The sequence below is a fragment of the Brevibacillus laterosporus LMG 15441 genome (assembly GCF_000219535.2).
In the GTDB taxonomy this organism is placed as follows: Bacteria; Bacillota; Bacilli; order Brevibacillales; family Brevibacillaceae; genus Brevibacillus_B; species Brevibacillus_B halotolerans.
Genome location: NZ_CP007806.1, coordinates 3,804,783 through 3,829,047 on the forward strand (window position 1 = coordinate 3,804,783; position 24,265 = coordinate 3,829,047).

The following is a 24,265-nucleotide window of genomic DNA, read 5'->3' on the forward strand; positions in this document are numbered from 1 at the left end:
ATATTCATTCTAATGATAGTATGCTCTTACTTGCTGGAAGAATGTGATGGCTTGCGAGATTCCATAAAAATATCAATCAGCATCACGGCTACACCAAACGTAATAGCCATGTCGGCTACATTAAAGATTGGGAAGTTGATAATAACAGCGTGTAAAAAGTCCACTACCTGTCCCGTTGAAACTCGATCAATAAAGTTACCGATGGCTCCGCCTAATACAAGCGATAAGGCAAAGGACATACGCGGATTGCTTTTTCCTTGTTTGTAAAGAGTATAGATAATCCCAATTACAACTAGAGTAGTAATAATAATAAAAAACACACGACGGTTCTGGAGCATACCAAACGCAGCACCCATATTACGGTGAGAAGTAAGGTGGAATACATTTTCAATCAAAGGAATTGACTCCCCATATTCCATATACTTCACCACGAGATGCTTGGTCCATTGATCCAAGGCAATAACCGCGAGCGCAATTATGTAGTAGAAATACATAACAGCCTCCTTACAGAAATGGCGTAGAGTAACACCGCAAATTGTACCACAGGCAAAATCAGTTGGGCAATTTTTTTCAATAACTTCCTGCTTGTTTATTAAATCGAGCTCTTTTTAGGTCCCTTTTTATGTCGCTCTTTATGTTTCAAGGAGGTCAACCCCTTTAGCTTCCGATAAAAGCGATACCCTTTGCGCACCAGATCAAGCACCCATAACGGAATCTTGATCCGACGATCTTTTAGATAAGGGTAATAAATCCGATAGTATGCTCTTCTAATATCCTTCCATTTGCGATCTTCTCCTGGATGGATATAATCGCTCACGTCAATGATATAGGCATGTCCTTGATACATAAGAACATTTTTACCATGCACATCTTGAGGATATAAGCCCTTCGCTCTCGCTTCATCCAATGCCTCATCTACTTCTTTAATTACATTTTCAGGGATCGGGATTCCATAGCGGACACAATCAAACAACGAGATTCCTCGCATCCGCTTTATTACTAGATAATTTTCGCCCTTCTCATAACAAATCGGATAATATTTTGATTCGCCCAGACGACGATATACCTCACTCTCTTCTTCGATTCCCGGTTTTCCTGGGGCGTACAGTTTAACAACAACGTCAGGGTAATCCGGATGACAGAATACACCTGCATAATTACCAGTTCCAACAATCTCCCATGGATGAGGAGCATACAGGACTTGCACAGGGTCATAGGGAGAAGGTGAGTCCAATACTACTTCTTCTAAAAAACGTTCTAAAAGCTCCTGCTCCAATTTCATCGGTACCCTCTCTTCGTTATCACATCTTTATTTTTATTGTAACAAAGAAAGATGCGAGAAACATTGTTCCTTTCGTAGTGTAATTTTTTCTAGAAAGAACTTTTCGCCATGCAATTGATTTGACCTGCATACTTTTAGCTGACATGAGAAAAAAACCAACTCACGAGAAGCCGGTTCCTTTCCATTCAGCGTATTCTTATTGGGGATAAAGCTTTTGCTTGTTTAATTACATGCTTTCCTCAAACCAATCCCTTACTGCTTCTTTCAGCCTTTCTAACTCTTCTGATCCAGTTGCCTCACAATAAATCCGTAGCAAGGGCTCCGTGCCGGATGGGCGTATCAATACCCAATGCCCACCTTCTAGTAACAGTTTAAACCCATCCGATGTATGAATCGATTCAACAGCATATCCAGCGATCGCATGTGGAGGCTTCTCTTTAAAACGGCGTAAAAAAGCTTCCTTTTCTTTCAAGCGAATATCTAGTCGGATACTATACATGCGTCCAAATTGGCGGTGGATATCCGTTTTAATTTCATCTAAACTCTTTCCCTCGACTGCGCACATTTCTGCAATTAATAAATTTATTAAAATTCCATCCTTTTCAGGAATATGTCCCAGAATGCTGGCTCCCCCGCTCTCCTCGCCGCCAATAAGCACATCACCCTTGAGCATCTGCGCCCCAATATATTTAAATCCGACAGGGGTCTCGATTATATCCAATCCATAATATTCACAAATCCGGTCTAGCTGATGAGTGGTGGCTACTGTACGAATGACTTTGCCCTGACCATTTCGGTTTTTGACCATATGGTAGGTAAGTAGCGTAAGCACTTCATTTGGAGGTAAATACCTCCCTTGTCGATCCACGATTCCAAATCGATCTGCATCTCCATCATTGGCTACTCCTAAATCCGCATGCTCGACCAACACTTGACGAGACAATTCCGCTAAATGATGTTCATTGGGCTCTGGTAGGCCTCCGCCAAATAATGGATCTCTTTCTTCGCGGATGCTTTTCACCGCAACGCCGGCCTCCTGCAATAGAGCACTCATATATCCGCTCCCTGCTCCATGCATGGCATCTACGACAACGGTTAAGTTTGCTTGCTGTAATGCATCCATGCGAATAAGTCTGCGAATATGTGCCTCATAATGAGGCTTTAAGTGAATGGGCTGATACAGCTTACAATTTTTAGCCTCCTCCATGCAGCGCGTCTCTATCTGTTCATTCCTTGCTACAATCTCTTGAATCAACACCTCTAAGCGCTGGGTAATCTCAGGAGAAGCTGGCCCTGCATATTCGGGAATATATTTGATTCCATTGTATTCTGCGGGATTGTGACTAGCTGTTAGCATCACTGCGCCGCTTACCCCAAAATGCTTTACGCCAAAGGCCACGACAGGGGTGGGGGTCGGCTCACTTACCAAGAAGGAAAGTATGCCCTGAGCAGTTAACACACGTACAACCTCTTGCGCAAACATTCGTCCCATAAAACGAGTATCATATCCCACGATGATTCCCCGATTGATCCACCCATTCTCCTCTGTATAACAGGCAATTGCTTTTGCCACGGTCCGTACATTTTCCATCGTAAACTGATCGGCCATCACAGCTCTCCAGCCGTCTGTTCCAAAAACAATCTGTTTTTTCATTTGATTCCCTCCATGCTAGACAAGGTAGTCGCGTCAAATACTCCATTTTTACTGTATGAAGGGAAATAGTAGGATAGAAGGTTTAGGAACAAAAAACAAATAAAAAAGCGACCCATTGGCCGCTTTACATCTCTATCATGAAAATCCTTATTCCTGCACTAGACGTTTCAAGGAGTGTCTTTCCTAATTTTTTACCAAACGGCGTACCGGTAAGCTGTCAATCTCACTTTCTCAGACCGCATGATAGGACAAAATTGCCCAGAAGCATAAAGACCAAACTCGGCTACGTATTGTTTCCCTGTTTGCAAATGTTCAACGTAGCAGGCTTCTGCTTCTTCATTCATATACACGTCTTTATACCCCACCTCCCTATTAGAGGATATGCCTTCCTCCACCTCATAAAGACGAATTCCTTGTGTGATTTTCGCCCACTCTTCCTTTAGGTACCCCGCAATCATATGCAGGCGATATTTAGAAATAGACCAATGGATATACACAGTGTCAGGTGCCGTTGGAATAACAGCTATAGAAGGGACTCGCTTCTCCTCTAAGATTGCTTGTCCTTGGGTTTGTTCAGCTAAAAAGTCTTTCTCCTGAGTTGTATAGCTCTCCCCTCTGTCCGTTTCCAATGGGTAGACAGCAGGATAAAAAGGTGGGCTAACAACCTTTCCCATGAACAAATTAATGAAGGACTCCTCTGCTACGCTTTGGCAGCTCTCCTTGTAAGCCTGCGACTTCAGTCCAAATTTATGAAGTTGGTATCTCACTTGGCCAATGGTCATCTCGCACCTTGTAGCGATTTCTTGCAGTGATAGAGATTGTGCTCGCATTTGTAGGATTCTTGTAATCATGAAGGTTGTGCTCCTTTCTGCTTAACTCATTGCTTTTAAGTATAAAAGAGCTTGCCTTCAAATCATGTCGAACGCTGAACGCATAACTTTTCTTCTTTTGTCGATACCAGCTAAAACGTTCGGCATAGAGAATGCTAGTTCGACAAACTTTTTATATTTACTAAATTTTTTAAAAAGAAAAATCGATGGACAAGAAGCTCACGTGGAGTGGAAACGTTCAAGAAGCATAGAAAAAACCACTCACAAGCCTCAGAATTTCTTCCTTTTGCTTGAGAAGTGGTTTTTCCTGTATTGATTACTATGAGCAATATAAAAGGACTACAAGCTAGTCTCTTACATGTGCACTGCTAAAATCACAATCGTGCAATTTCACAACCTTTGTTTTCTTGATCCATTTGTATCCCAACCATAAAGCAAGGAAGATCGGAATGCCGATATAGGATACCATCATAGCGTACCAATCAATTTTATCTCCAATAAATGCCTCGTAATTCTGTCCCAGAATAACAACGATGCACAGTATAAAAGCAAATAACGGACCGAATGGGAACCATCTTGCTTTAAAAGGCAATTCACTCAAGCTATGTCCTTGCGCTACAAACGCTCGACGGAAGCGATAGTGGCTAATTGCAATGCCCAACCAAGCAATAAAGCCAGACATACCAGAAGCATTAAGCAACCATGCATAAACAACCCCATCGCCAAAAAAAGAAGCGAAGAAAGCAACCATCCCAACTGATGCTGTCATTAACAAACAGTAAATCGGAATACCGCGGCGGTTTAGTTTTGTAAAAAATTTAGGTGCTTTCCCATCCTTCGCCATCGCCCACAGCATACGTGTAGAAGCATACATACCAGAGTTACCCGCGGATAATACAGCCGATAAAATAACAGCGTTCATCACAGAGGCAGAAAATGCCAAGCCTGCTTTTTCAAATACCATTGTAAATGGGCTTAGAGCAATCGATTCTATTTCTCCACCTACCAGATTCGGACTGGTGTAGGGTACCAGCAAGCCAATAACTAAAATGGCAAAAACATAGAACAACAGAATGCGCCAGAACACTTGCTTGATGGCTTTTGGGATATTTTTACGCGGATCGTCGCTCTCTCCTGCCGCTACCCCGATTAATTCTGTACCCTGAAAGCTAAATCCAGCAATCATAAATACACCAAGGGCTGCCATAAAGCCGCCATGGAATGGAGCGTCGCCAATGGTAAAGTTCGTAAAGCCTACAGCCTCTCCGCCCATGATGCCAAAAATCATTAAGATACCAACTACCAAGAAAATAATAACGGTTGCTACTTTAATCATCGAGAACCAGAACTCTGACTCCCCATATCCTTTTACAGATAGATAGTTTAATCCAAACATAAAGGCTAAAAATAAGCCGCTCCATAATAAAGATGAACTGTTCGGGAACCAAAATTTCATTAAAAGCGTAGCGGCAGATAACTCGGCTGCAATCGTAATAGCCCAGTTATACCAATAGTTCCATCCTAATGCAAAGCCAAGAGCAGGATCTACAAACTTTGTTGCATAGGTACTAAAAGACCCTGACTCCGGCATATAAGCTGCCATTTCACCCAAGCTGGTCATTAAGAAATATACCATAATACCAATTGCTACATATGCTACAATCGCACCACCAGGGCCTGCTTGAGAGATAGCTCCACCACTTGCTAGGAATAAACCCGTACCAATAGAACCGCCAAGAGCGATCATTGTCAGGTGTCGAGCCTTTAGACCGCGCTTCAATTCCTGAGGCTGTCCTCCATCCCTAGTTGTCGATATGTTTGTTACACTTTCATTCCCAGTTGTTGCTTGAGACATAAAAAAACACTCCTTATCTTTTCAAAGATACGTGCAAGGAAGGAGTGGGAATATAAAAAATCCGTCATTTAGAATCTGTCGACGGATTTATACGTAACCCGCATCATACCTTCCATGAAGATAGCACAACACGCTTATTCGGCAAATAAACGTGACAGTTCTGTCCCTTTCGGAAACAGCCCCAGCCTGTACATCACAGAGTCTTTGTACAAGCTTCGGCGGTCTTTCCTTTCTGATGGAGTCTACAACATCTCTGGGTCTCGTCCAGCATACTCTTAAATACCGCAACCTCTACCTCACCAGATATGATGAGGATTTTATTATTTTATTAAAAAAGATAATGCCATTATAGATGATAAACCATTAGATTTCAACTAGTTTTTTGCCTTCTATCTATGATCGTTCACGGGTTTGTTGCTTCAGCCGTAGTGGCTGTTTTTGCATATAGGTTGCACATCGCCACAGCCATTCCATTGGTCCAAAGGCATACTGAGATAACCACCATTTACTAAACATGATCTGTAATAGATAGATCGTAATACAAAATATAAATCCAATCCATAGCGGAATTCCTGCCGTATTAGGAATAAACAGGGAAAACAACAGGACTGTGACCAATGTCTGCAATAAGTAATTGGTTAATGCCATGCGCCCCACATATGTGAAGCCTTGCATTTTTGCTCGAAAACGTTTGTTTTCCAGAAGCAGAACAATCGATACGAGATAAAAAACGAACAACGTTTTCCCCGTCAATTGAATGTACTTTTGAATTTCTTCAGACACATAGACTTCATGGCTGAAATAATAACGAAACATCGGAATAAACAATAGAATCGTTACTACCAGACTGACAATCTGAGTGATGCGCAATCCACGTTTCCATTCATGCACACGTTGAAAAAAGTTGATCTTTCCTGCACACAATCCCAACAAAAAAAGTCCTAGTAATTCAGGAATATAGATAATTACATTGAGAATCTGGATGCCACTTAGTATTTCATAGCGTTGACTCACTTTTTGTGCATAATCCTCTAGTCCATTAAACCAAGGAGCTTCTAGTAGCACTGTTTGATCTAAATCAATATCCCCGGAATAAGCAAACCAGATAAACAACATAAACAGAGCCATTAAAAAAATGCTCCACACAAACAAGGCTGATGCCTTCTGACGATAAAAAAATAAAAGTAAAAAGCCCACTAATGCATACATATGTAAAATATCACCGTACCACAAAAGCAGAAAATGCAGGCATCCCAGAAGAAACAGCACAACTAGACGCATCGAAAAAAGGGACCTCATCCGCGACCCTTTCGCTTCTGCTCTACTCATAAATAGATAGAACCCCAATCCAAATAAAAAGGCAAACAAGGAGTAGAATTTTGTCTGGATAAATAAGTCATAACCAAAACGAAACACGGCATCGACGCCTTGGGTATATCCTCTTGTGTCAAGCGGTTGGATTCCTAGCATAGCTGGTAAGTTCACCAGAAATATACCCAGGATCGCAATGCCTCTAACGGTATCAATCGATGTTATTCGATCGTTAACGGAAATCGGTCTTGCTTGATTCATACATCACACCCCCTTTCTTTCTTGTTTGTTACTTTGCCTACTTTTATTCTTTTCTACTCAGTAGAATATAGCGCTTCTGTAATCTTTTTCCCTTTCGGTGCTCCTGAGCTTGGTTTTTTATACTCCTTAGCACCCGAAGAAGCTGTTTTTGCTTCAAATTCGAATTGGAATTGCGCTTTCTCTATATCCCATTTCAAATAGGCATCAAACGTCTTGTCACCTTTTTTAAAGCCTTTTATTAATCCGCTTTTTCCTTGCTCCATCAGTTTTTTCACATTGGTGGCAGACAAGGATTTGCCGAGTAATTTTTTCGGTAAAGTGATTTTACACCCCGTCTTGTTATACTGATCACAGCCATAGAAATTTCCTTTATCTACAATCGAGCCCTTACATCCAGCACAAACCGCTATCTTTTTCCCTAGAGTAAACGTAGAGGCTTGCTTAGGCATTGCCTCGATATCCATGCCGGAAAAGTCCCATGTAGCAGATTGCTCGGTAGCATCCTGAACAATCTTGTGCGCTAATTTTTTGACTTGCTCCATAAATTCCTGCGCCGAAGCCTGCCCCTGCCCAATTTCGGCCAACCGTTGTTCCCAGCGGGCCGTCATCTCTGGAGAAGCGAGAATCTTATCTCCAATGGCATCAATTAATAAGCTTCCCTTCTCTAGAGCAAATACTTGGTTTTTCTTCACCTCAATGTACTTGCGATCCTTTAACATGGTAATAATACCCGCTCGTGTAGCCTCTGTACCGAGCCCCTCGGTTTTAGACAAAACCTTTTCCCACTCGCTATTCTCTAAATGCTTACCTGCGGTCTTCATTAGCGTAATTAACTGACCCTCTGTATAGCGTTTCGGCGGTTGGGTTTTGCCCGCTTTAACTTTTACACGGCTTACCTTCCCTGTTTCATTTTTTTCAACAGGCGGCAGTAGCTTTTCTTCATCTTTATCCTTGTCGTCCTCGTCCTGACCTTGAAATAACACGGTTCGCCAGCCTGCTTGCACCTGACATTTTCCCTTACTGATAAAGGTTGCTCGCCCATCCACTAAGGTAGTAATCGTAGTATAGTCAAAAATCGCCGGCTCATAATGAGCAGCGATCAAACGACGTGCCACCAAATCATAAATATGGCGTTCATCAGCAGAGAGCTTGTCCAAATGAGGCACCTGCTCGGTAGGAATAATAGCGTAGTGGTCCGTTACCTTCTTTTCATTTACATAGCGTTTGTTATTTGCTACTGAATGAATTGGCGTAGGAAAGAATGATTGAAATTCCTTCTTTTTAGCCAGCTTGGACAAAATTTCTGGAAAACTCTTAGCTTCTCCTGGTGTAACAAAGCTGGAATCAGAACGCGGATAAGATAAAAATCCCTTCAAATATAATTGTTGAGCTACATCCAACGTCTTTTTAGGCGAAAACTTAAAAATCTTATTAGCGGTTGCCTGCAAGGATGAGAGATTAAATAGGAAGGGTGGTAAAAATTCCTTGCGTTCTTTCTTAACCTCCTGCACACTAGCAGGCTTTTTCTCACAGAATTGAGCTATTCGTGTAGCCATTTGCTCGTCAAACAGGCGGGATTCTCCGTCCTTTTGCCAAATCCCCTCATATTTCTTTCCTTCTATGGTAAAGGAAGCAATCACTTCCCAGAATGGCTCTGATTTGAAATTAGCAATCTCCTTTTCCCTTTTGACAACGAGTGCTAGAGTAGGAGTCTGTACACGTCCTGCAGAAAATACATCCGAAACACCCTTTTGCTTAAAGAGAATCGTATAAATCCGAGAAGCATTCATACCAATGAGCCAGTCTGCACAGGAGCGACTGTAGGCCTCATAATACAGATTACGAGTGTGTGTTTCGTCTAATACGTGCTCAAATCCCTCCACAATTGCACGGTCCGTCAAGGAGGAAATCCATAGTCTTTTCATTGGCTTTTTTACACCAGCAAGCTCGATAGCCGTACGGATAATGAGTTCACCCTCACGCCCTGCGTCACCCGCATGAATGATTTCTGTGACATCTGAGCGTTTTAGCAGTTGTTTAATGATCGTAAACTGCTTGGCCTTTGATTTCATTACCTGATAGCGAAAACGTTCCGGTATCATGGGCAGTGTCTCCATGCTCCACTTTTTCCAAGTAGGGTTGTAATCTTCTGGTGGAACTAATTCGCAAATATGTCCGACAGCCCAAGTCACCAATGCTCCCTGTGGAAATAAACGATGTGGAGCGATTTCAATATATCCTTGTTGTTTTTTATGTGCAAATGGGCTGGAGAGCTTTGAGGCCTGATCAGGTTTTTCAGCAATAATGACTTTCATGTAAACGGCTCCCTTTTATCAATAGCTTTATTCTTCTGATCTAGTAAAAAAACTGTTTTCTAGTTTACCGTGTTTTGCCCGCTTAGACAATCTCATTGTAGGAGGAATCCATTGTGGTTTTAGGGACATGCTTGCTTAATGTATCCCCCAGTGCAGTGATATTTGTTATAATGAAGAGAAGCAACCATCTTAGCAAGAAGCGGGGGAAATGAAATTGAAACATGTTCAAGTGCTGATCGTTGGCGCTGGGATGGCGGGTATTTCCACTGCGATTTGGTGCAAACGGCTTGGGCTTTCTTGCCTCGTAATAGAACAAAGCGATTCGCTTGGCGGTCAAATTCACTATATTCATAATCGCATTTGGGACCTCCCCCCCAAACTATATGCAAATGGAGAGGAATTGCTGACAGACTTACGCGAAAGTGTGCAAGTATTGCAAATCCCTATTCGCTATCAAGAATGCCTGCGTAGCATTGATTATCAAACCAAAATGATACATACAGATCAAACCTCGTATCAGGCGGATTATGTAGTTGTTGCCACAGGGGTGAGCCCTGTTCACTTACCACAGCTTGCAGAGGTTTCTTCTCATGTGTTAGGTCCGGAGTTTTCTACATCCTCGGGGGCTCATTTATTAGATCAAAAGGATATTCTGGTGATTGGCGGTGGAGATCGTGCCTTAGAAAGTGTTTGTAATCTGTCCGCCTACGCACATCATATTTGGCTTGCCGTCCGTAATCATCAATTTCGCGGCCGACAAGAATGGGTACAAAAAGCCACTTCACTGCCTAACGTGACCATTTGGATGGAAACGGAGGTAAAAGCGGCACAATCAAAGGGCAATAGATGCTCTGTTGATTTACAAACGCACAACCAAAAGATACATCGCTTGCAGGTTGACTGGATTTTACCTCGTGTTGGTATCGCTGCTAATAGTAGCCCGGTGGCAGAATTAGTGGATAAAATGGGCGAATTTCTAACGGTTGATGAGTATCTGCGCACTGCTCATGAATGGATCTATGCCATTGGAGATATTACAAATGGAAGTGATTATGCTAGTCTTTCACTTGCCATCGGTCAGGCTATGAAAACCGCAAAACACATTGCTTTGCATGCCAAGGAGGCCTAACATGGACACTTTTTACGATACGACAGGCGTACCCATGACGTTAAGCTTTGACCCGGCGGAATTTCGAGAGGAGCAGGCTAAGCACGTCCTCGTCTTTCCTTTTTATCAAGGCAAGCTTTTATTCACGATCCATACCAAACGAGGATATGAGCTTCCTGGAGGCAAAGTAGAGCCTGGCGAATCAAGCATTGCTGCTGCCATTCGAGAGACATACGAAGAAACAGGCTATCACTTATCCGCTATCAAAAAAATCGGTCAGTATACGGTCGGAGATTCGATTGTGAAAGATATTTATGTAGCAGAGGCGGAACGACAGGTCGCTACTATTATAGAAGGATCGGTTGGCGGGGCATTTATCAGTGATAAAATTCCAACAGCCGAGGAGTTGCGTTCAGATGAGCGATATAGCGCTTTTGTAAAAGACGATGTCTATCCACTGACCATCGCTCATTTACGTGACTTGGGCTATATCAAATAAACTAAGCGTAGCGTCTTTTCAGGACAGGCTTAGTCACCTTGTCCCTTTTGTGTTAAAATGTAGTTACTTGCATATGGTAATAAAGAAAAAGCCGTGAGTGTTGCCGCACTCACAGCCTTCTACAATAGTTGATTCTCTTCGATGAATCAGCTCATCAGCTATAGACAAGAAATGACCTCCTGTGCTTTGTGCACAGCATGAGGTCATTTCTTTTTCAGGTAGGTTAACAAAGCTAACAGGAACATCCCAAACATAAACATCAGGGACAGCGCTTGATAAACCTCCATGTTCTCACCCCCCTCTGACATTTCTTTTCTAGGGGTGAGCCGACCACCTTTGAGATAGGAAGCTATTGTAGTAGGAAAATTATAACATATCCCCGTCACAACAGGATTACATTTCTTAGTATTTTTTGAGGAAATTTATTTTTGCGCAATTTTCACCTGAATTGGCATGAATTTTAACAGAATCAAATCTTACCAGCATTGTGCGAGATGGGATAGCGAATAACCTTAGTACGAAATTTAATAAATATACGCTATGCTCTTCCACTTTTAGCATCGCTTGATAAAAAACTGTGATCGTTACATATAAAAAAGCAGGAGCTACCCCCAGTCGATTATGACTGTAGGGCTAGCTCCTGTTTTCGTTGAAAGAATTCTTGTTTAATCTCTGTTAGCACAGCCTCGTTCGTCATTAGGGTAAAACCTGTCAAAGCCAATACCTTAGCGCCTACAATCAGTGCCGCGTCACCCTCCGGGGATTTGGCTGCTTCACGAAACGCATCTGTATGACAGACCAACTCTTCTGAGCCAATTTTAATATAGGGATGAATGGTCGGGACCACGTAGCTGATGTTTCCTGCATCGGTAGAGCCAAGACCCGCCTGATGACGCGTATCTACCAAATAACCAAACCGTTCCATTTGCGCTTGAAACACTCCATCAAACGTTCGATTAAGCACCATATCATCTACTTCATTTTGAAAAGCAATAATATTGACAGTCGCACCCGTCATACATGCCGCTCCTTGGGCAATCTCCTTGATTCTTTCCGTCACTTTCAGGCAACTGTGACGCGTTGCCGCACGAATATAGAATCTGGCCTTAGCATATTCAGGTACAATATTCGGTGCGTCTCCCCCATGAGTAATAATTCCATGAATACGGACATCAGCCGTCACATGCTGACGCAGAGCATTGATCCCATTGAACAAATGAATAACAGCATCCAGTGCGTTGATCCCTTCTTCTGGTGCAGCCGCTGCATGAGCCGCCTTGCCAATAAATTCGAAATCAAGCGGAATGACAGCGAGGGTTGTCCCCGTAATACGATTGTGACTAAATGGGTGCACCATCATACATGCGTCGATTCCTTTCAGCAAATCATGTTTAACAAAGCTGCCTTTTGCACTGCCGTTTGGACCGCCCTCCTCCGCCGGCGTTCCAAGCACTACCACCTCTCCACCGGTCTCTTGGAGCGTTTCACCCAACGCAATAGCTGCAAGCACACTTGTTGTCCCAATAATATTATGGCCACACGCATGGCCTAGACCTGGCAGGGCATCATATTCAGCTAAATACCCTAGCGTAGGTCCTGTTTTCTCTCCTACCTTTTTACGTGCAAGAAACGCTGTAGGATGACCAGCCACCCCTTTTTCAATCTGAAAGCCCGCCTCTTCTAATAATGCTGTTAATACCCCTTGTGCATACACTTCCTCATTGCCGATCTCTGGATGCTCATGAATCGCATGACTAACCGAAATAAATTGCTGCTTGTTTTGTTCTACGTAGGTAATGATTCTATTTTCCAGCTCTGACTCAGTACGATCCGTCCCCATCTGGACGGCCTGTGTTTGATCTACCTTCATCATAATTCACCTGCTTCATTTTGCTTAGTTTTCTACACGCTTATACACCAGTTCACCATTGATAAATGTCTTTTCTACTTTATTTTGTATATGAAACGGATGTCCGCTCCAGATAACCACATCAGCATCCTTTCCAACCTCCAAAGAACCAACACGTTCTTCTACCCCTAGATGCTTGGCAGCTTGCAGTGTAATAGCTTGCCAAGCTAACGCTTCATCCAAACCATCGCTTACAGCGTGCGCTACACTGGTCACTAAGTATTCGATACCTACAACAGGATGATCTGTAGTTATGCTAAAAGGTACACCTGCTTTTGCCAAGGCAAGATGGGTATGGAAGCCTTTATCTGCTAGCTCAATTTTGGAGCGTGAGGAAAGAGTAGGCCCCACGGAAACACTGACCCCTTTATCTATTAAGAAATCCGCGATTTTATGCCCCTCTGTGCAATGCTCGATTGTGATTTCAATATGAAATTCCTCTGCTAAGCGAAGTGCTGTTACAATATCATCAGCACGATGAGCATGGGCACGTAAGGGAATCTCTCGCTTCAACACCTTTACTAGATTTTCTAGGCCTACATCACGTTTCACGGCCTCCCCTTTTTCTCTAGATTCCAAATATTCTTGCGCCTTTATAAATTCCTGGCGAAACAATGCAGCAGTTCCCATCCGTGTAATAGGTGCCTTGTCCTTAGCGCCAAAGACACGCTTGGGATTTTCACCAAAAGCTGCTTTCATTCCAGAGGGCTCGCGAACAATCATGTGATCGACAATCGTCCCTGCCGTTTTTAGGACAACCATCTCGCCACCGATCACATTAGCGCTGCCCGGCATGGATTGAACAGTTGTTACACCTGCTTTTCGAGCCTCAAGAAAGCCTCGCTCAAAAGGGTTAATTCCATCTAATGCTCTTACATATGGCGTCACTGGTGAGCTCGTCTCATTATAATCATGCCCTTCTCTTCCGATACCCTCCTCATGAACACCAAGATGTGTGTGTACATCAATGAGTCCCGGTGTAACATATTTTCCTTCTGCATGGATTGTAACGGACTCCTTGTATTGATTTTTTAGCTGATTGAGTTGCTCTGCAATCTCTTCTGTTTTCCCTACCGCCTTAATTTTTCCTTCTGCCAATAAAATACTGCCTGATTCAATTTGTTGCCCATTGCCTAGGATGATTGTAGCGTTTGTAATGATTGTTACTGCTTCTGACATATGTATGTTCCCCTTTTCGTTACGTATTTTGTTCTACTTATTAACTATATGGTGTCATGACAACTGGATGCCAGCCCAAATCAGCGATAGGATGATCAAAAGCATCCCTGCCACTAACAGGAGCACCATCAGTTGCCTTGCTCGTTTTCGTTTCCATTCTTGCAGATTTGTATCCTCAGACATCTGTTCGTCAATTTGCTGAAGTGCCTTTGACTTTTTAAATAGAGTGCTACCTAATAGATAAAATCCCTTCATAAACGTGGCAAAAAAATTGCTTATCCATACATAAATAATCGCTCCTCCCAGCACTAGGAGTAAGCCTGTTAGAAACAGCGTATCCATAATTGTATCCATAGTAATCTCCTTCACTGGTGAACCCTTTATCTTGCTGGTATTGGCTGAACCATGTTTGCTCTTCTATTGTTTTCTAGTCTTTAAGCATGTGTTTTGTATGAAAAAAGAGGGTCTGCTCCTCTTGAGGCAGAAGCAGACCTAAGATGTCAGGTATACGTATAAAAGCATTTACACTAATGTTAGCCCTACTTGCTACTCTGCTCCTTTTTTAGCCCAACGCAAGTCTGGATTCTTATAAACACTGTATGTGACGTCCTTTAAGGTTTTGGTATTTAAATAGTTCTGTGAATAGAAGAAGAGTGGAAGCACAGGCAAGTCTTGCATGAAAACATCTTCAGCCTCATGTAGGTATTGATTACGCTTTGCTTCATCTTGTTCTACTTTGGCTTTTTCCATTAACTCGTCAAATTGTGGATTGACCCATTTCGCTTGGTTATTCGGACTCTCGCCTAGATAGTAATCAAGCATTGCAACCGGATCAAGGAAAGAACCAACCCAGCCCATGCGAGCCATCTGGAAGTTACTTTGTTTGTAGGTATCAATGTAGGTTTTCCACTCTTGGTTTTCTAGCTTCACATCGACGCCAAGATTATTTGTAAACATTTGTTGCAGAGCTTCGGCTACCTTTTTATGGTTTTGTGCATTATTGTACTTCAATGTGACCGCAGGTAGTTTACTCCAGCCCTCTTCCTTCATCCCTTCAGCCAATAGCTTCTTCGCTTCAGTTGGATCAAACGTGAAATAAGTTGGCTTTTCTTTACGGAAATCAGAACCAGCCGTTTTAACACCCTGTGGCACATAAGCGAATGCTGGTGTTTCACCTGCCTTAGTCACATTCTTCGTCAATTGATCACGATCGACAGCTAAGGCAAAGGCGCGACGGATTTTAGCATTTGTAAATGGCTCCTGCGTCACATTAAAAGTATACAGATAAGTCCCAAATTTAGGTAGACTTACATATTCCGCATTGTTCTTTTCTTGTTCGATAGCATCGATTGGCAACGTATCAATGATATCTAGCTCACCTGTCTTGTACATTTGGTAATAAGTAGTTGCATCTGGCACCATTTTGAAATGTAGTGTATCCATGCTGATATTCGATTTGTTCCAGTAGGTTTCACTCTTTGTTAGCGTTAATTGACTGTCATGTTCCCAGCTAGCTAATTGATAAGCTCCATTAGATACGAGGGTATTTGCTTCTGCTACCCAATTTTTATTTCCTTCTACAACCTTTTGATTTACAGGGAAGTAAACATTATTCATCATTACTTTTGGGAAATAGGAAGTAGGTGCATTCAGCTCCACTACCAATGTTTTGTCATCTGTTGCCTTTACTTTCACATCTTCTAGCTTACCTTCCCCTTTATTATAGGCCTCTGCACCTTTTATATAATACAGATAAAATGCATTAGTAGCCCCCGTCTCTTTATGTAAGACACGCTTCCAGGAGTATTCAAAGTCCTTGGCTGTCACAGCATCACCATTAGACCATTTCGCATCGTCACGAATCGTGAAGGTATAGGTTTTTCCGTCTGGAGAAATCTCTACTTTTTTAGCAGCCCCCTCTACCACATTTCCTTCCTTATCAAAGGCATATAGCCCCTCATATAGATGATCAATAATCCAAAAGGATTTCGTATCCGTCGCAATGGCAGGATCAAGTGAATATGGCTCACCTGCCAAATTTGCTGTCAATTCCTGTTTAACACTAGCTCCTGCTTCAGGCGTACCTGCTGTACCTGTTTGATTTCCACAAGCAGTCAGAGTTGGTACTAGGAATAATAGAATGGCCAACGCTGGCGATAAAAGTTTTTTCACTGATGGTTCCTCCTCGTTATCTCTCTTTTCTTACTGGTGCAAGTGGCAAGCCGTCCAATGATCCGGCTTCACCTCCCTCCACTCTGGTTTAGCTTCTCGACAGATCGGCATTGCAACGGGACATCTGGTGGAAAACGGGCATCCGGCTGGTGGTTGCAATGGACTTGGTAGCTCACCTGTTAACACGATACGTTCTTTCTTAGCCTTTTTCGCTGTAGATGATACTGGGATTGCCGACAACAAGGCTTGTGTGTATGGATGAAGCGGCTCCTGAAATAATGTCTCACTGTCAGCAACCTCCATCATCTGACCCAAATACATGACGCCGATCCGATCGCTGATATGCTTCACCATCGCCAAATCATGTGCGATGAATAAATAGGTTAGTCCTCGTTCCTGCTGTAAATCCTCTAATAAATTGACAATCTGTGCCTGAATCGAGACATCTAAAGCGGAAATAGGCTCGTCTGCCACAATAAAGGTAGGCTCTACTGCTAAGGCTCGGGCTATCCCGATTCGCTGTCTCTGTCCTCCGCTAAACTCATGAGGATATCGTTTTGCATGTTCTGGTCGCAAACCTACTTTTTCTAAAAGCTCATAGATACGCTCTGTACGTTTAGCCCCTTTCGCAATGCCATAAGCATCCAGCCCCTCTCCGATAATGTCACCTACTCGCATACGTGGATTTAAGGAGGAGTATGGGTCTTGGAAAATCATTTGCATATTCCGATTGAATTCACGCTTTTCCTGCCGACTATAGGTTGTGATGTCTTTCCCTGCAAAGTGAATTTGTCCATCTGTAGGCTGGTACAATCCGACCGCTGTACGTCCCAGCGTTGATTTCCCGCTTCCGCTTTCGCCCACCAGTCCAAAGGTTTCGCCTGCTTTAATAGACAGCGTAATGTCATCTACCGATTTCACTGTTTGCTCAGAGCCTAAAGAAAAGTATTTTTTTACATTGCGTAATTCCAACAGAGTTTCAGATTGTTCCTTATCTTCTGTAACTTCTAGGCTTCGCACCATTTCTCACTCCCTCCCTGCTACTCTACATTCTTGTTGGCGTGGAGCCCTTGGGTCATGCAGCCAGCAGTTCGCCTGATGTGTAGCTGAAAATGTGGTCGGCTGCGGGAGATGATCCAGGCAAATTTCCATCGCATGTGGACAGCGAGGAGCGAATGGACATCCTTTTGGCGGAGCAAATAAATCTGGTGGTGCTCCATCAATCGGGACTAATCGATGCTTCCCGGCTTGTTCCAGCTTTGGCACCGAGTCTAATAGCCCTTTTGTATATGGGTGTCCCGGCGATTCAAATAATTCATCGACTGTCCCTGTTTCTACGATTTTGCCAGCATACATCACTACTACCCGCTGAGCCACTTCTGCAACGACTCCTAAATCATGCGTGATCATAATGATCGAGGTACTGGTTGTTTGTTGTAATTCAAGCAGCAAGTCAAGGATTTGCGCTTGAATGGTCACGTCCAATGCGGTTGTTGGCTCATCAGCGATCAATAGCTGTGGATTACAGGCAATCGCAATCGCAATTACGACCCGCTGGCGCATTCCTCCCGAGAATTCATGCGGATATTGATGATAGCGCTTCTCTGCTTCTGGGATGCCTACTTGCCGCAACAGATCAATCGTTTTTTGCTGTGCCGCCTGTTGGGAGAGCCCTTGGTGTTTTCGTAAGCCCTCCGCAATTTGCTTGCCGATTTTCATCGTAGGATTTAGTGATGTCATTGGGTCCTGAAACACCATTCCTATTTTAGAACCCCTAATCTCCTGCAATTCCTTTTTAGACAAACCTGTCATTTCCTGCCCAGCAAAGCGAATAGAGCCTTCCGTCCTAACACCGCTTCCTGCCTTAACCATCCCCATGATTGCCTGCGCTGTAACTGATTTGCCACAGCCACTCTCACCGACGATGGCTACCACCTCTCCTTTGTCCACATAAAACGAAATCCCACGAACCGCCTTAACCTCACCGCCATATGTCGTAAACCCAACTTCCAGCTCATCTATCTCTAGCAAATGTCCCATGATTATCCCTCCCTTCTACTTTTTACTTTTAGGATCAAGTGCATCCTGTAAGCCATCTCCGAAAGCATTAAAGGCAAACATCGTTAGTGAAATAGATAAGCCCGGGAAAAACAGCCTCCACCACTGGCCATTTAAAATCACGCCTATACCATCATTAGCCATCGTCCCCCAGCTAGCACTCGGTGCTTGTACCCCTAAACCTAGAAAGCTTAAAAAGGATTCAGCAAAGATCGCCTGAGGTATCGTAAAAGTCAGATTCACGATGATAATTCCTAAGGCATTTGGCAACAGATGCTTCCAAATAATTTTGGCGTGTGAGGTTCCTAGCTTTTCGGCCGCTAGTACAAACTCTTGTTGTTTTAACTGCAAGACCTGACCACGTACCAAACGAGCCATGCCAACCCAGCCTGTAACAGAAAGGGCGATAATGATAGTGGACAGTCCAGGCTCTAGCACCACCATCAATAAAATCACAACCAGTAAATAAGGAATGCCATATAAAACCTCGACAATACGCATCAGGATGCTGTCAATACGATCCCCTACCCTACCGCGTCCTGCCATATAACCCGAGACTCCACCGACAGCTACGCCAATCAATAAGTCGATGGTTGCTGCGATACAGCCGATAAAAAGAGAAATCTGTCCACCTGCCCAGGTTCGCGCCCACATATCTCGTCCTAAATCATCTGTCCCAAACCAATGAGTACCGGAAGGGTTGAGATTTCCAAGCATCAAATCTTGTTTTTCTGGACTGAAGGCTACTAGATGTGGACCGATCAGCGAAAGCATGACCACAAGGATTAATAAACTGAAACCAAGCATCGCCAGCTTGTTTTGTATGATTTTTCGCAGCATTTCTTTGCCATAGCTTAGGCTAGGACGATCTATCTGATGCTTCTCAAAAACTCGTTTATCCACAGGTCGAAAAAGATGATCTTGTTCAGAATGCAGTGAAGATTGCGCCATCTGTTAGTCCCCCTTGCTCGTTAGCTTAATTCTTGGGTCCACCAGTCGGTATGACACATCGATCAAAAACAACGACAAGATCAGGACCGTGCTATAAAAAACCGTTGTTCCCATCACAACTGGGTAATCACGATTAAAGATGCCATCTACGAAATACTTGCCAATGCCTGGAATGGCAAAGATTTTTTCAACTACAAACGTGCCCGTAATCAGTGCTGCAAACAACGGACCGATAAAGGTTAACACTGGTATCAAGGCGTTACGAATGCCATGCTTTACTACGATTGCGAACGTAGGTAAGCCTTTTGCCTCTGCCGTCTTCATGTAATTCTGACTAAAAACCTCAAGCATGCTAGCCCGAACAAAGCGGGCGATAATAGCCATAGGACCGACCGCTAATGTAACAGACGGCAGGATTGAATGTTTCCATGATCCCCAGGAGGCAGCCGGCAAAAGCCTCCACTCAACCGCAACTAATTTGATTAGCAGTGGAGCCAGAATGAAGCTTGGGACAGAAATCCCTATGATCGCAATAAACATCGAAACGTAATCCAACCATTTATGATGATAAAGGGCTGCGATAATTCCTAAGGAAATACCAAGAAATAAAGCTAAAAATAGCGCTTGTAGACCTAGTGTTGCCGATACAGGAAATCCAGAAGCAATCAATGTATTTACATCACGTGATTTTGATTGTATGGAAGGTCCTAAATCCAACTGGACCAAATCCTTTAGATATAACAAATATTGCTGTGCCATTGGTTTATCCAGATTATATTTTTCCCGCATATTTTGGACGACATCAGCCGGTAGCATTTGCGAATCAGTAGCAAATGGATCACCCGGTATAAGATGCATAATGACAAAGGTTAGTGTCACAATAATCCATAGTGTTATGAGCATGGTACATATTCTTTTTAACAGATACATACGTAAGTTCCCCCACTTTTCTCTAATACCTTATTTTTATATCGGAATACTTGGTTATATGCTTGCAAGGATACATTTTTTCCTCTTTGACCGCCCTTTGTGATTCATTCATTTGTCTGTAAAAAACTTATGCAAAAAAGCCCTTCTCTCTAAGAAGAAGGGCTTCATGTCTATGTATCTGCCATTCTTCTTATCTCTCAGAAATACTTCTGCTGGATTTAGCACCTTTTGAATGAATCAAGGTTGCCGGGTTTCATAGGGCCAGTCCCTCCACCGCTCTTGATAAGAAGTTGTTATAAAATTATCGGATTCAATTTATACATTATCATATCATCGTTACTTGAAATGTCAATAGAACCACCCTTGTTTTTACTTTTGTTTATTTTTGTTAGCAGTCATTTTTTTATAGAAATAGTAGAATACAAAAAAACCTCCAAAATCTGGAGGCTAAGCATCTATTTCGTTTTATCTTTTTCTTTTTTGGTAAGTAGCTTTTCAAACAAATCTCCTAGGTCGAAACCCAGTTCCTTTTTCAATTGCTCCTGTTTTTGCTGATCTTTTGTTTCCTCTCGCATTTCTAATAACAAAGTCATCTCATCCAAAGCCTTCTGATCCAAAAGATTCTTTTCCTTGGCAGAGGAATCGGCTTCACTTTTAGTACCGGCTGATCTTGACGAATCCATTGAATTCCCGTCTGCTGAAGATTCCTTTTTAACAGTTCCCTCCTGCGAAGCTCCTTGAGAATTGCTGCCCTTTTGCGGCGTTATAGTAAAAAATGCAATTATAGCAAATAGTAACGTGACAGAAGCAATCGAATAAAACATAACTTTCGTCGAAAATCCCAATAACCACGTAAAAATCGGAGGCCCCAACGCTACTCCTATAAACCGGACACCATTATACAAAGACGTAATCATACCACGCTCTGTCTTTGTAACCGCTCCAATGATCATAGAATTGAGGCAGGGCAGAATCATGCCGGTTCCTACGCTACCAAATACAAGAATTCCTATTAAGAAGTACACGTTAGAAACAAAGCTTGCCCCAGCATAAGAAATGGTAAGTAAGAGCATTCCTGCAATAATAAAGTAGCGCATTACCGTTAGTCTCTTTTTAATAATAGCTCCTGTTATAAATGCCATAATGCTCAGAGCCAGCAGGGGAATAGCTAAAAAGGCACCTTTTAGAATCCCATCAATCTGATAGGTCTCCTCCAATAAATCCGATAGATAAAAAAGCACACCAAATAGCGTAGACAAGCATATGCTACCAATAAAAAAGGCTGGAATGAGCCATTTTCCATTTTGTTTAAATATCTGGCCAATCGAGCCAAGGTACTCTTTAACTGATTTGGGTTGCTTGTTTTGCTTCTTTTCCTTTACCAATAGCAAAAAAATAGTTAGAACTACTGCACATATGACCGGAAAAGCCAAAAAGACTGCGTACCATGTCCATAAGGCGAACAGAGCGCCTAAAATCGGGCTTAACACTTTACCCAACCCGTTAGAGGTTTCCAATAGTCCAAGCGCTTTACTTTCGGAGGCACCATCAAATAAGTCTCCTACTAAAGCCATGGCTATGGGGGATGTTCCCGCTGCACCTATTCCCTGTAACACCCTTCCACAAATAATTAACCAGTAGGGATTGGTTAACCATAGGGACGCTAAGCCTGCAAGCAATCCGCCCGCGCCATATAACGTTAAAGCGATCGTTATGACCACTTTGCGATTAAATCGGTCAGATAGATAGCCTGCCAATGGAATAATGATTCCGGCCGCAATAGAAAAAGCAGTAATTAAAAAACTGGTTTGAAAAGAAGTTAAGTGCAATTCCGATTTCATTGTTGGCAATATGGGAATTAACATTGAATTTCCAAGTACCATAACCAATGGAACACCTGTTAATCCTATGAGGTTTTTCTTGTTATTTTGCGCTTGAGCCATCATACGTCCTCTTTTCTTAAACGATCAACGTAATCATGAAATGTACTTAGGCCTGATATATACTACCATCCCAGCTATAGTGTGCTAGGATGTCGGTATCGATCTCTATACCAAGTCCCACTCCTTTTGGCAGCGTAACCATCCCTTGGTGCGGAGAGAGAGGAATTAGTTTGGCAAAGGGATTTTCCATGATATCCCATTCAACTGGTTCGATTTCATCTCCTGTCATCTTGCTCCATGAAGGCAGACAGGCTTGGGCAAACAATGCATACAGCCTTGTTAAAGCACCATCAAATACATGCGGGGACACACGATAGCCAAAACTACGCACAGTTGATAGCGTATGTCGATACCCATCGATTCCGTCCTCATGCATCGGGTCAGGCTGGGCAATATCAATCGCTCCAAGCTGGCATAGATTGTGAAAATCCCTTACATGCAAAAGATTTTCTCCACCTGCTAATGGAATGGAAAGCTTAGATCGCAATAAAACATAATCATGCAAGCGATCCATCGGCATGGGCTCCTCTAGCCACAACAGATTCCTCCATTCTGAAAAAAGCTGCTGCCATGCTCCTACACTAGCCACATCATAGCTCTGATTTGCATCCAAGGCAAAAGACATTTGAGAGTCAAGCTTAGCCATTAAGAGCTTCACGTGAGCTTGGTCCTCTTTTATTGTTCTCCCGCCAATTTTAATTTTGGCCATTCGAAAACCATCAAGTAAAGCCTGTTCTACTTGTTTACAAGATTGCTGCTCCCAGTAAGGTGTATCCCGATACGATTGCAATGAAGCATAGACAGGTATGGTGTCCCGCCACATTCCTCCGTATAAATCGCATATGGGGAGCCCCCCACTTTTACTCAAAATTTCCATTAAGGCCATGCTAACGGCAGTAGCGGCTCGTTGATGCCACTTTTTCACAACAGTGACCAGCTTGTTTCTCTTTGTTGCCTGCTTGCCAATTAAATAGGGAATAATTCGTTTGCGAAAGCCCACCTCCAGCGTGGGTAACCAATCAATACATTCCCCCCACCCTTCCAGTCCCGAGCATGTCACGATTTTAATCATGTAACAGGAACGATACTTTTTGTAGCCATTTGCATCCCCATAAGGCTCACGTAACCGGTGAAGGCAAGGGTATGTCTCGATCCGTTCGATAATCAACTAAATACCTCCATCTTACAGGTTGCTAAGATCATCAATATCCTCATCGGCTTCCTGCTTAGCTAAATCATCTAAATACTGGTCATACGATATGAATATCCCTTTTCCCTCGTTTTGATCCATGTATCGATCATACGTATGGCTCCGCATAAAATGAACACTGTCTGGCCCATGATAGCCATACATATCGGTGTAACCAATCTGCTCCACGGCTTCTACATAACCATCAGCTTCATCTGCCTCAATATACATATGGTTATAATCTGTTTTATCCGTGTCTTGGAAAGAAAAGGGCGTACTGGAGGTTCCCCATGATTCAACAATTTGCCATGCATCTTCGCCATCGAAGGAATTTGCTTCTTTTTCATCCAGCGAAGTTCGTCCAAAGGCTGGTTTCATAAACTGCTCCTCAACGGGACGCTGATTGTTAACAGCTGGAGACGGGGCATGTTCTTTGCATGTTAGTGCTTGCGGCAGGGCTTCTAATCTTTCGGCTGGAATTTCTTTTCCGCAGACAGTACAAATGCCATATGTTCCTGCATCCATACGTTCTAATGCTTGATCTATCTCGCCTAATGTTTCCCGATCCAACTGGTACAAGGCAATATCCTTTTCCCGCTCAAACAATTCAGAAGCAATATCTGCAGGATGATTATCATAAGTGGAAAGCTCGGAGGTAGTTTCACCCATAGTGCTTTTCATACCATAGTGATCGTTCTCCTCTAAACGTTTTGTTATGCTCTCCCTCTCATCCAGGAGTCTCTGCTTAACATGAGCCAGCGTCTGTTTATCCATCTGGACACCATCCTTACTTAAAAGTGTAGAGCTCTCGTTTTGGTA

The 24,265-nt window shown here is 43.0% G+C and carries 21 protein-coding genes and 2 riboswitches; of the genes, 2 read left to right on the top strand and 19 right to left on the bottom strand.

From position 1 onward, the window contains the following. Positions 1–26: 26 nt before the first annotated feature. From lspA to BRLA_RS16700, 7 genes are all read right to left on the bottom strand, one after another. Positions 27–494, bottom strand: a complete 468-nt coding sequence (gene lspA, locus BRLA_RS16665; RefSeq protein ID WP_003336741.1) for a signal peptidase II — start codon at positions 492–494, stop codon at positions 27–29. Positions 495–592: 98 nt separating this feature from the next. Beyond that, positions 593–1,282, bottom strand: a complete 690-nt coding sequence (locus BRLA_RS16670; RefSeq protein WP_003336740.1) for a hypothetical protein — start codon at positions 1,280–1,282, stop codon at positions 593–595. 226 nt (positions 1,283–1,508) lie between these two features. Then, a complete protein-coding gene (locus BRLA_RS16675; RefSeq protein WP_003336739.1) occupies positions 1,509–2,936 on the bottom strand; it encodes a phosphoglucomutase/phosphomannomutase family protein in 1,428 nt (475 codons plus the stop codon). 191 nt (positions 2,937–3,127) lie between these two features. Next, a complete protein-coding gene (locus BRLA_RS16680; RefSeq protein WP_003336738.1) occupies positions 3,128–3,787 on the bottom strand; it encodes a DUF4912 domain-containing protein in 660 nt (219 codons plus the stop codon). 325 nt (positions 3,788–4,112) lie between these two features. Next, entirely contained in the window at positions 4,113–5,621 is a 1,509-nt protein-coding gene (locus tag BRLA_RS16690) for an amino acid permease (RefSeq protein WP_003336737.1), read from the bottom strand. A 113-nt stretch (positions 5,622–5,734) separates the two neighbouring features. After that, positions 5,735–5,923, bottom strand: a riboswitch (Lysine riboswitch). 91 nt (positions 5,924–6,014) lie between these two features. Then, on the bottom strand, positions 6,015–7,193 hold the full coding sequence (locus BRLA_RS16695; RefSeq protein ID WP_003336736.1) for a DUF418 domain-containing protein: 1,179 nt from the start codon (positions 7,191–7,193) through the stop codon (positions 6,015–6,017). A 53-nt stretch (positions 7,194–7,246) separates the two neighbouring features. Then, positions 7,247–9,508, bottom strand: coding sequence for a DNA topoisomerase III (locus tag BRLA_RS16700; RefSeq protein WP_003336735.1), 2,262 nt, complete (start codon positions 9,506–9,508; stop codon positions 7,247–7,249). A 208-nt stretch (positions 9,509–9,716) separates the two neighbouring features. Between BRLA_RS16700 and BRLA_RS16705 the strand changes: the two genes are divergently transcribed. Beyond that, positions 9,717–10,637: an NAD(P)/FAD-dependent oxidoreductase gene (locus BRLA_RS16705; protein WP_051876126.1), complete on the top strand. Its 921-nt coding sequence runs from the start codon at positions 9,717–9,719 to the stop codon at positions 10,635–10,637. Between the two features lies 1 nt (position 10,638). Further along, positions 10,639–11,115: an NUDIX domain-containing protein gene (locus BRLA_RS16710; protein ID WP_003336731.1), complete on the top strand. Its 477-nt coding sequence runs from the start codon at positions 10,639–10,641 to the stop codon at positions 11,113–11,115. A gap of 203 nt (positions 11,116–11,318) precedes the next feature. Here the strand turns inward: BRLA_RS16710 and BRLA_RS25040 are convergent, their stop codons facing one another. The 12 genes from BRLA_RS25040 to BRLA_RS16765 all read right to left on the bottom strand — a co-directional run bounded on the left by BRLA_RS25040 (position 11,319) and on the right by BRLA_RS16765 (position 24,220). Then, the gene (locus BRLA_RS25040) at positions 11,319–11,423 is read right to left on the bottom strand and encodes a putative holin-like toxin (RefSeq protein WP_338012069.1); all 105 of its coding nucleotides are present in this window, start codon (positions 11,421–11,423) and stop codon (positions 11,319–11,321) included. 311 nt (positions 11,424–11,734) lie between these two features. Next, complete coding sequence (locus BRLA_RS16715) at positions 11,735–12,985, bottom strand: M20 family metallopeptidase (RefSeq protein WP_003336728.1); 1,251 nt, start codon at positions 12,983–12,985, stop codon at positions 11,735–11,737. A 24-nt stretch (positions 12,986–13,009) separates the two neighbouring features. Continuing rightward, positions 13,010–14,203, bottom strand: a complete 1,194-nt coding sequence (locus BRLA_RS16720) for an amidohydrolase (protein ID WP_003336727.1) — start codon at positions 14,201–14,203, stop codon at positions 13,010–13,012. 54 nt (positions 14,204–14,257) lie between these two features. After that, the gene (locus BRLA_RS16725; protein WP_003336725.1) at positions 14,258–14,557 is read right to left on the bottom strand and encodes a DUF3899 domain-containing protein; all 300 of its coding nucleotides are present in this window, start codon (positions 14,555–14,557) and stop codon (positions 14,258–14,260) included. Positions 14,558–14,749: 192 nt separating this feature from the next. Then, positions 14,750–16,375, bottom strand: a complete 1,626-nt coding sequence (locus BRLA_RS16730; protein ID WP_003336724.1) for a peptide ABC transporter substrate-binding protein — start codon at positions 16,373–16,375, stop codon at positions 14,750–14,752. A gap of 30 nt (positions 16,376–16,405) precedes the next feature. Beyond that, positions 16,406–17,398 carry an ABC transporter ATP-binding protein gene (locus BRLA_RS16735; RefSeq protein WP_003336723.1) on the bottom strand — a complete coding sequence of 331 codons (993 nt, stop codon included), beginning with the start codon at positions 17,396–17,398 and terminating at the stop codon, positions 16,406–16,408. Positions 17,399–17,401: 3 nt separating this feature from the next. After that, a complete protein-coding gene (locus BRLA_RS16740) occupies positions 17,402–18,415 on the bottom strand; it encodes an ABC transporter ATP-binding protein (protein ID WP_003336722.1) in 1,014 nt (337 codons plus the stop codon). Between the two features lie 15 nt (positions 18,416–18,430). Continuing rightward, positions 18,431–19,384, bottom strand: a complete 954-nt coding sequence (locus BRLA_RS16745) for an ABC transporter permease (RefSeq protein WP_003336721.1) — start codon at positions 19,382–19,384, stop codon at positions 18,431–18,433. Positions 19,385–19,387: 3 nt separating this feature from the next. Then, positions 19,388–20,314 carry an ABC transporter permease gene (locus BRLA_RS16750; protein ID WP_003336720.1) on the bottom strand — a complete coding sequence of 309 codons (927 nt, stop codon included), beginning with the start codon at positions 20,312–20,314 and terminating at the stop codon, positions 19,388–19,390. Positions 20,315–20,501: 187 nt separating this feature from the next. Continuing rightward, positions 20,502–20,603, bottom strand: a riboswitch (SAM riboswitch). A gap of 166 nt (positions 20,604–20,769) precedes the next feature. Then, positions 20,770–22,260 carry an MFS transporter gene (locus BRLA_RS16755; RefSeq protein ID WP_003336718.1) on the bottom strand — a complete coding sequence of 497 codons (1,491 nt, stop codon included), beginning with the start codon at positions 22,258–22,260 and terminating at the stop codon, positions 20,770–20,772. A 43-nt stretch (positions 22,261–22,303) separates the two neighbouring features. Continuing rightward, positions 22,304–23,425, bottom strand: coding sequence for a mandelate racemase/muconate lactonizing enzyme family protein (locus tag BRLA_RS16760; RefSeq protein WP_003336717.1), 1,122 nt, complete (start codon positions 23,423–23,425; stop codon positions 22,304–22,306). 15 nt (positions 23,426–23,440) lie between these two features. Further along, the gene (locus BRLA_RS16765) at positions 23,441–24,220 is read right to left on the bottom strand and encodes a TraR/DksA C4-type zinc finger protein (protein WP_003336716.1); all 780 of its coding nucleotides are present in this window, start codon (positions 24,218–24,220) and stop codon (positions 23,441–23,443) included. Positions 24,221–24,265 lie beyond the last annotated feature (45 nt).

What these genes read in the sequence shown, in the direction of transcription:
- lspA (WP_003336741.1), bottom strand. Translation starts at nt 494, where the DNA reads ATGTATTTCTACTACATAATTGCGCTCGCGGTTATTGCCTTGGATCAA.
- BRLA_RS16670 (WP_003336740.1), bottom strand. Translation starts at nt 1,282, where the DNA reads ATGAAATTGGAGCAGGAGCTTTTAGAACGTTTTTTAGAAGAAGTAGTA.
- BRLA_RS16675 (WP_003336739.1), bottom strand. Translation starts at nt 2,936, where the DNA reads ATGAAAAAACAGATTGTTTTTGGAACAGACGGCTGGAGAGCTGTGATG.
- BRLA_RS16680 (WP_003336738.1), bottom strand. Translation starts at nt 3,787, where the DNA reads ATGATTACAAGAATCCTACAAATGCGAGCACAATCTCTATCACTGCAA.
- BRLA_RS16690 (WP_003336737.1), bottom strand. Translation starts at nt 5,621, where the DNA reads ATGTCTCAAGCAACAACTGGGAATGAAAGTGTAACAAACATATCGACA.
- BRLA_RS16695 (WP_003336736.1), bottom strand. Translation starts at nt 7,193, where the DNA reads ATGAATCAAGCAAGACCGATTTCCGTTAACGATCGAATAACATCGATT.
- BRLA_RS16700 (WP_003336735.1), bottom strand. Translation starts at nt 9,508, where the DNA reads ATGAAAGTCATTATTGCTGAAAAACCTGATCAGGCCTCAAAGCTCTCC.
- BRLA_RS16705 (WP_051876126.1), top strand. Translation starts at nt 9,717, where the DNA reads ATGAAATTGAAACATGTTCAAGTGCTGATCGTTGGCGCTGGGATGGCG.
- BRLA_RS16710 (WP_003336731.1), top strand. Translation starts at nt 10,639, where the DNA reads ATGGACACTTTTTACGATACGACAGGCGTACCCATGACGTTAAGCTTT.
- BRLA_RS25040 (WP_338012069.1), bottom strand. Translation starts at nt 11,423, where the DNA reads ATGTCAGAGGGGGGTGAGAACATGGAGGTTTATCAAGCGCTGTCCCTG.
- BRLA_RS16715 (WP_003336728.1), bottom strand. Translation starts at nt 12,985, where the DNA reads ATGAAGGTAGATCAAACACAGGCCGTCCAGATGGGGACGGATCGTACT.
- BRLA_RS16720 (WP_003336727.1), bottom strand. Translation starts at nt 14,203, where the DNA reads ATGTCAGAAGCAGTAACAATCATTACAAACGCTACAATCATCCTAGGC.
- BRLA_RS16725 (WP_003336725.1), bottom strand. Translation starts at nt 14,557, where the DNA reads ATGGATACAATTATGGATACGCTGTTTCTAACAGGCTTACTCCTAGTG.
- BRLA_RS16735 (WP_003336723.1), bottom strand. Translation starts at nt 17,398, where the DNA reads ATGGTGCGAAGCCTAGAAGTTACAGAAGATAAGGAACAATCTGAAACT.
- BRLA_RS16740 (WP_003336722.1), bottom strand. Translation starts at nt 18,415, where the DNA reads ATGGGACATTTGCTAGAGATAGATGAGCTGGAAGTTGGGTTTACGACA.
- BRLA_RS16745 (WP_003336721.1), bottom strand. Translation starts at nt 19,384, where the DNA reads ATGGCGCAATCTTCACTGCATTCTGAACAAGATCATCTTTTTCGACCT.
- BRLA_RS16750 (WP_003336720.1), bottom strand. Translation starts at nt 20,314, where the DNA reads ATGTATCTGTTAAAAAGAATATGTACCATGCTCATAACACTATGGATT.
- BRLA_RS16755 (WP_003336718.1), bottom strand. Translation starts at nt 22,260, where the DNA reads ATGATGGCTCAAGCGCAAAATAACAAGAAAAACCTCATAGGATTAACA.
- BRLA_RS16765 (WP_003336716.1), bottom strand. Translation starts at nt 24,220, where the DNA reads ATGGATAAACAGACGCTGGCTCATGTTAAGCAGAGACTCCTGGATGAG.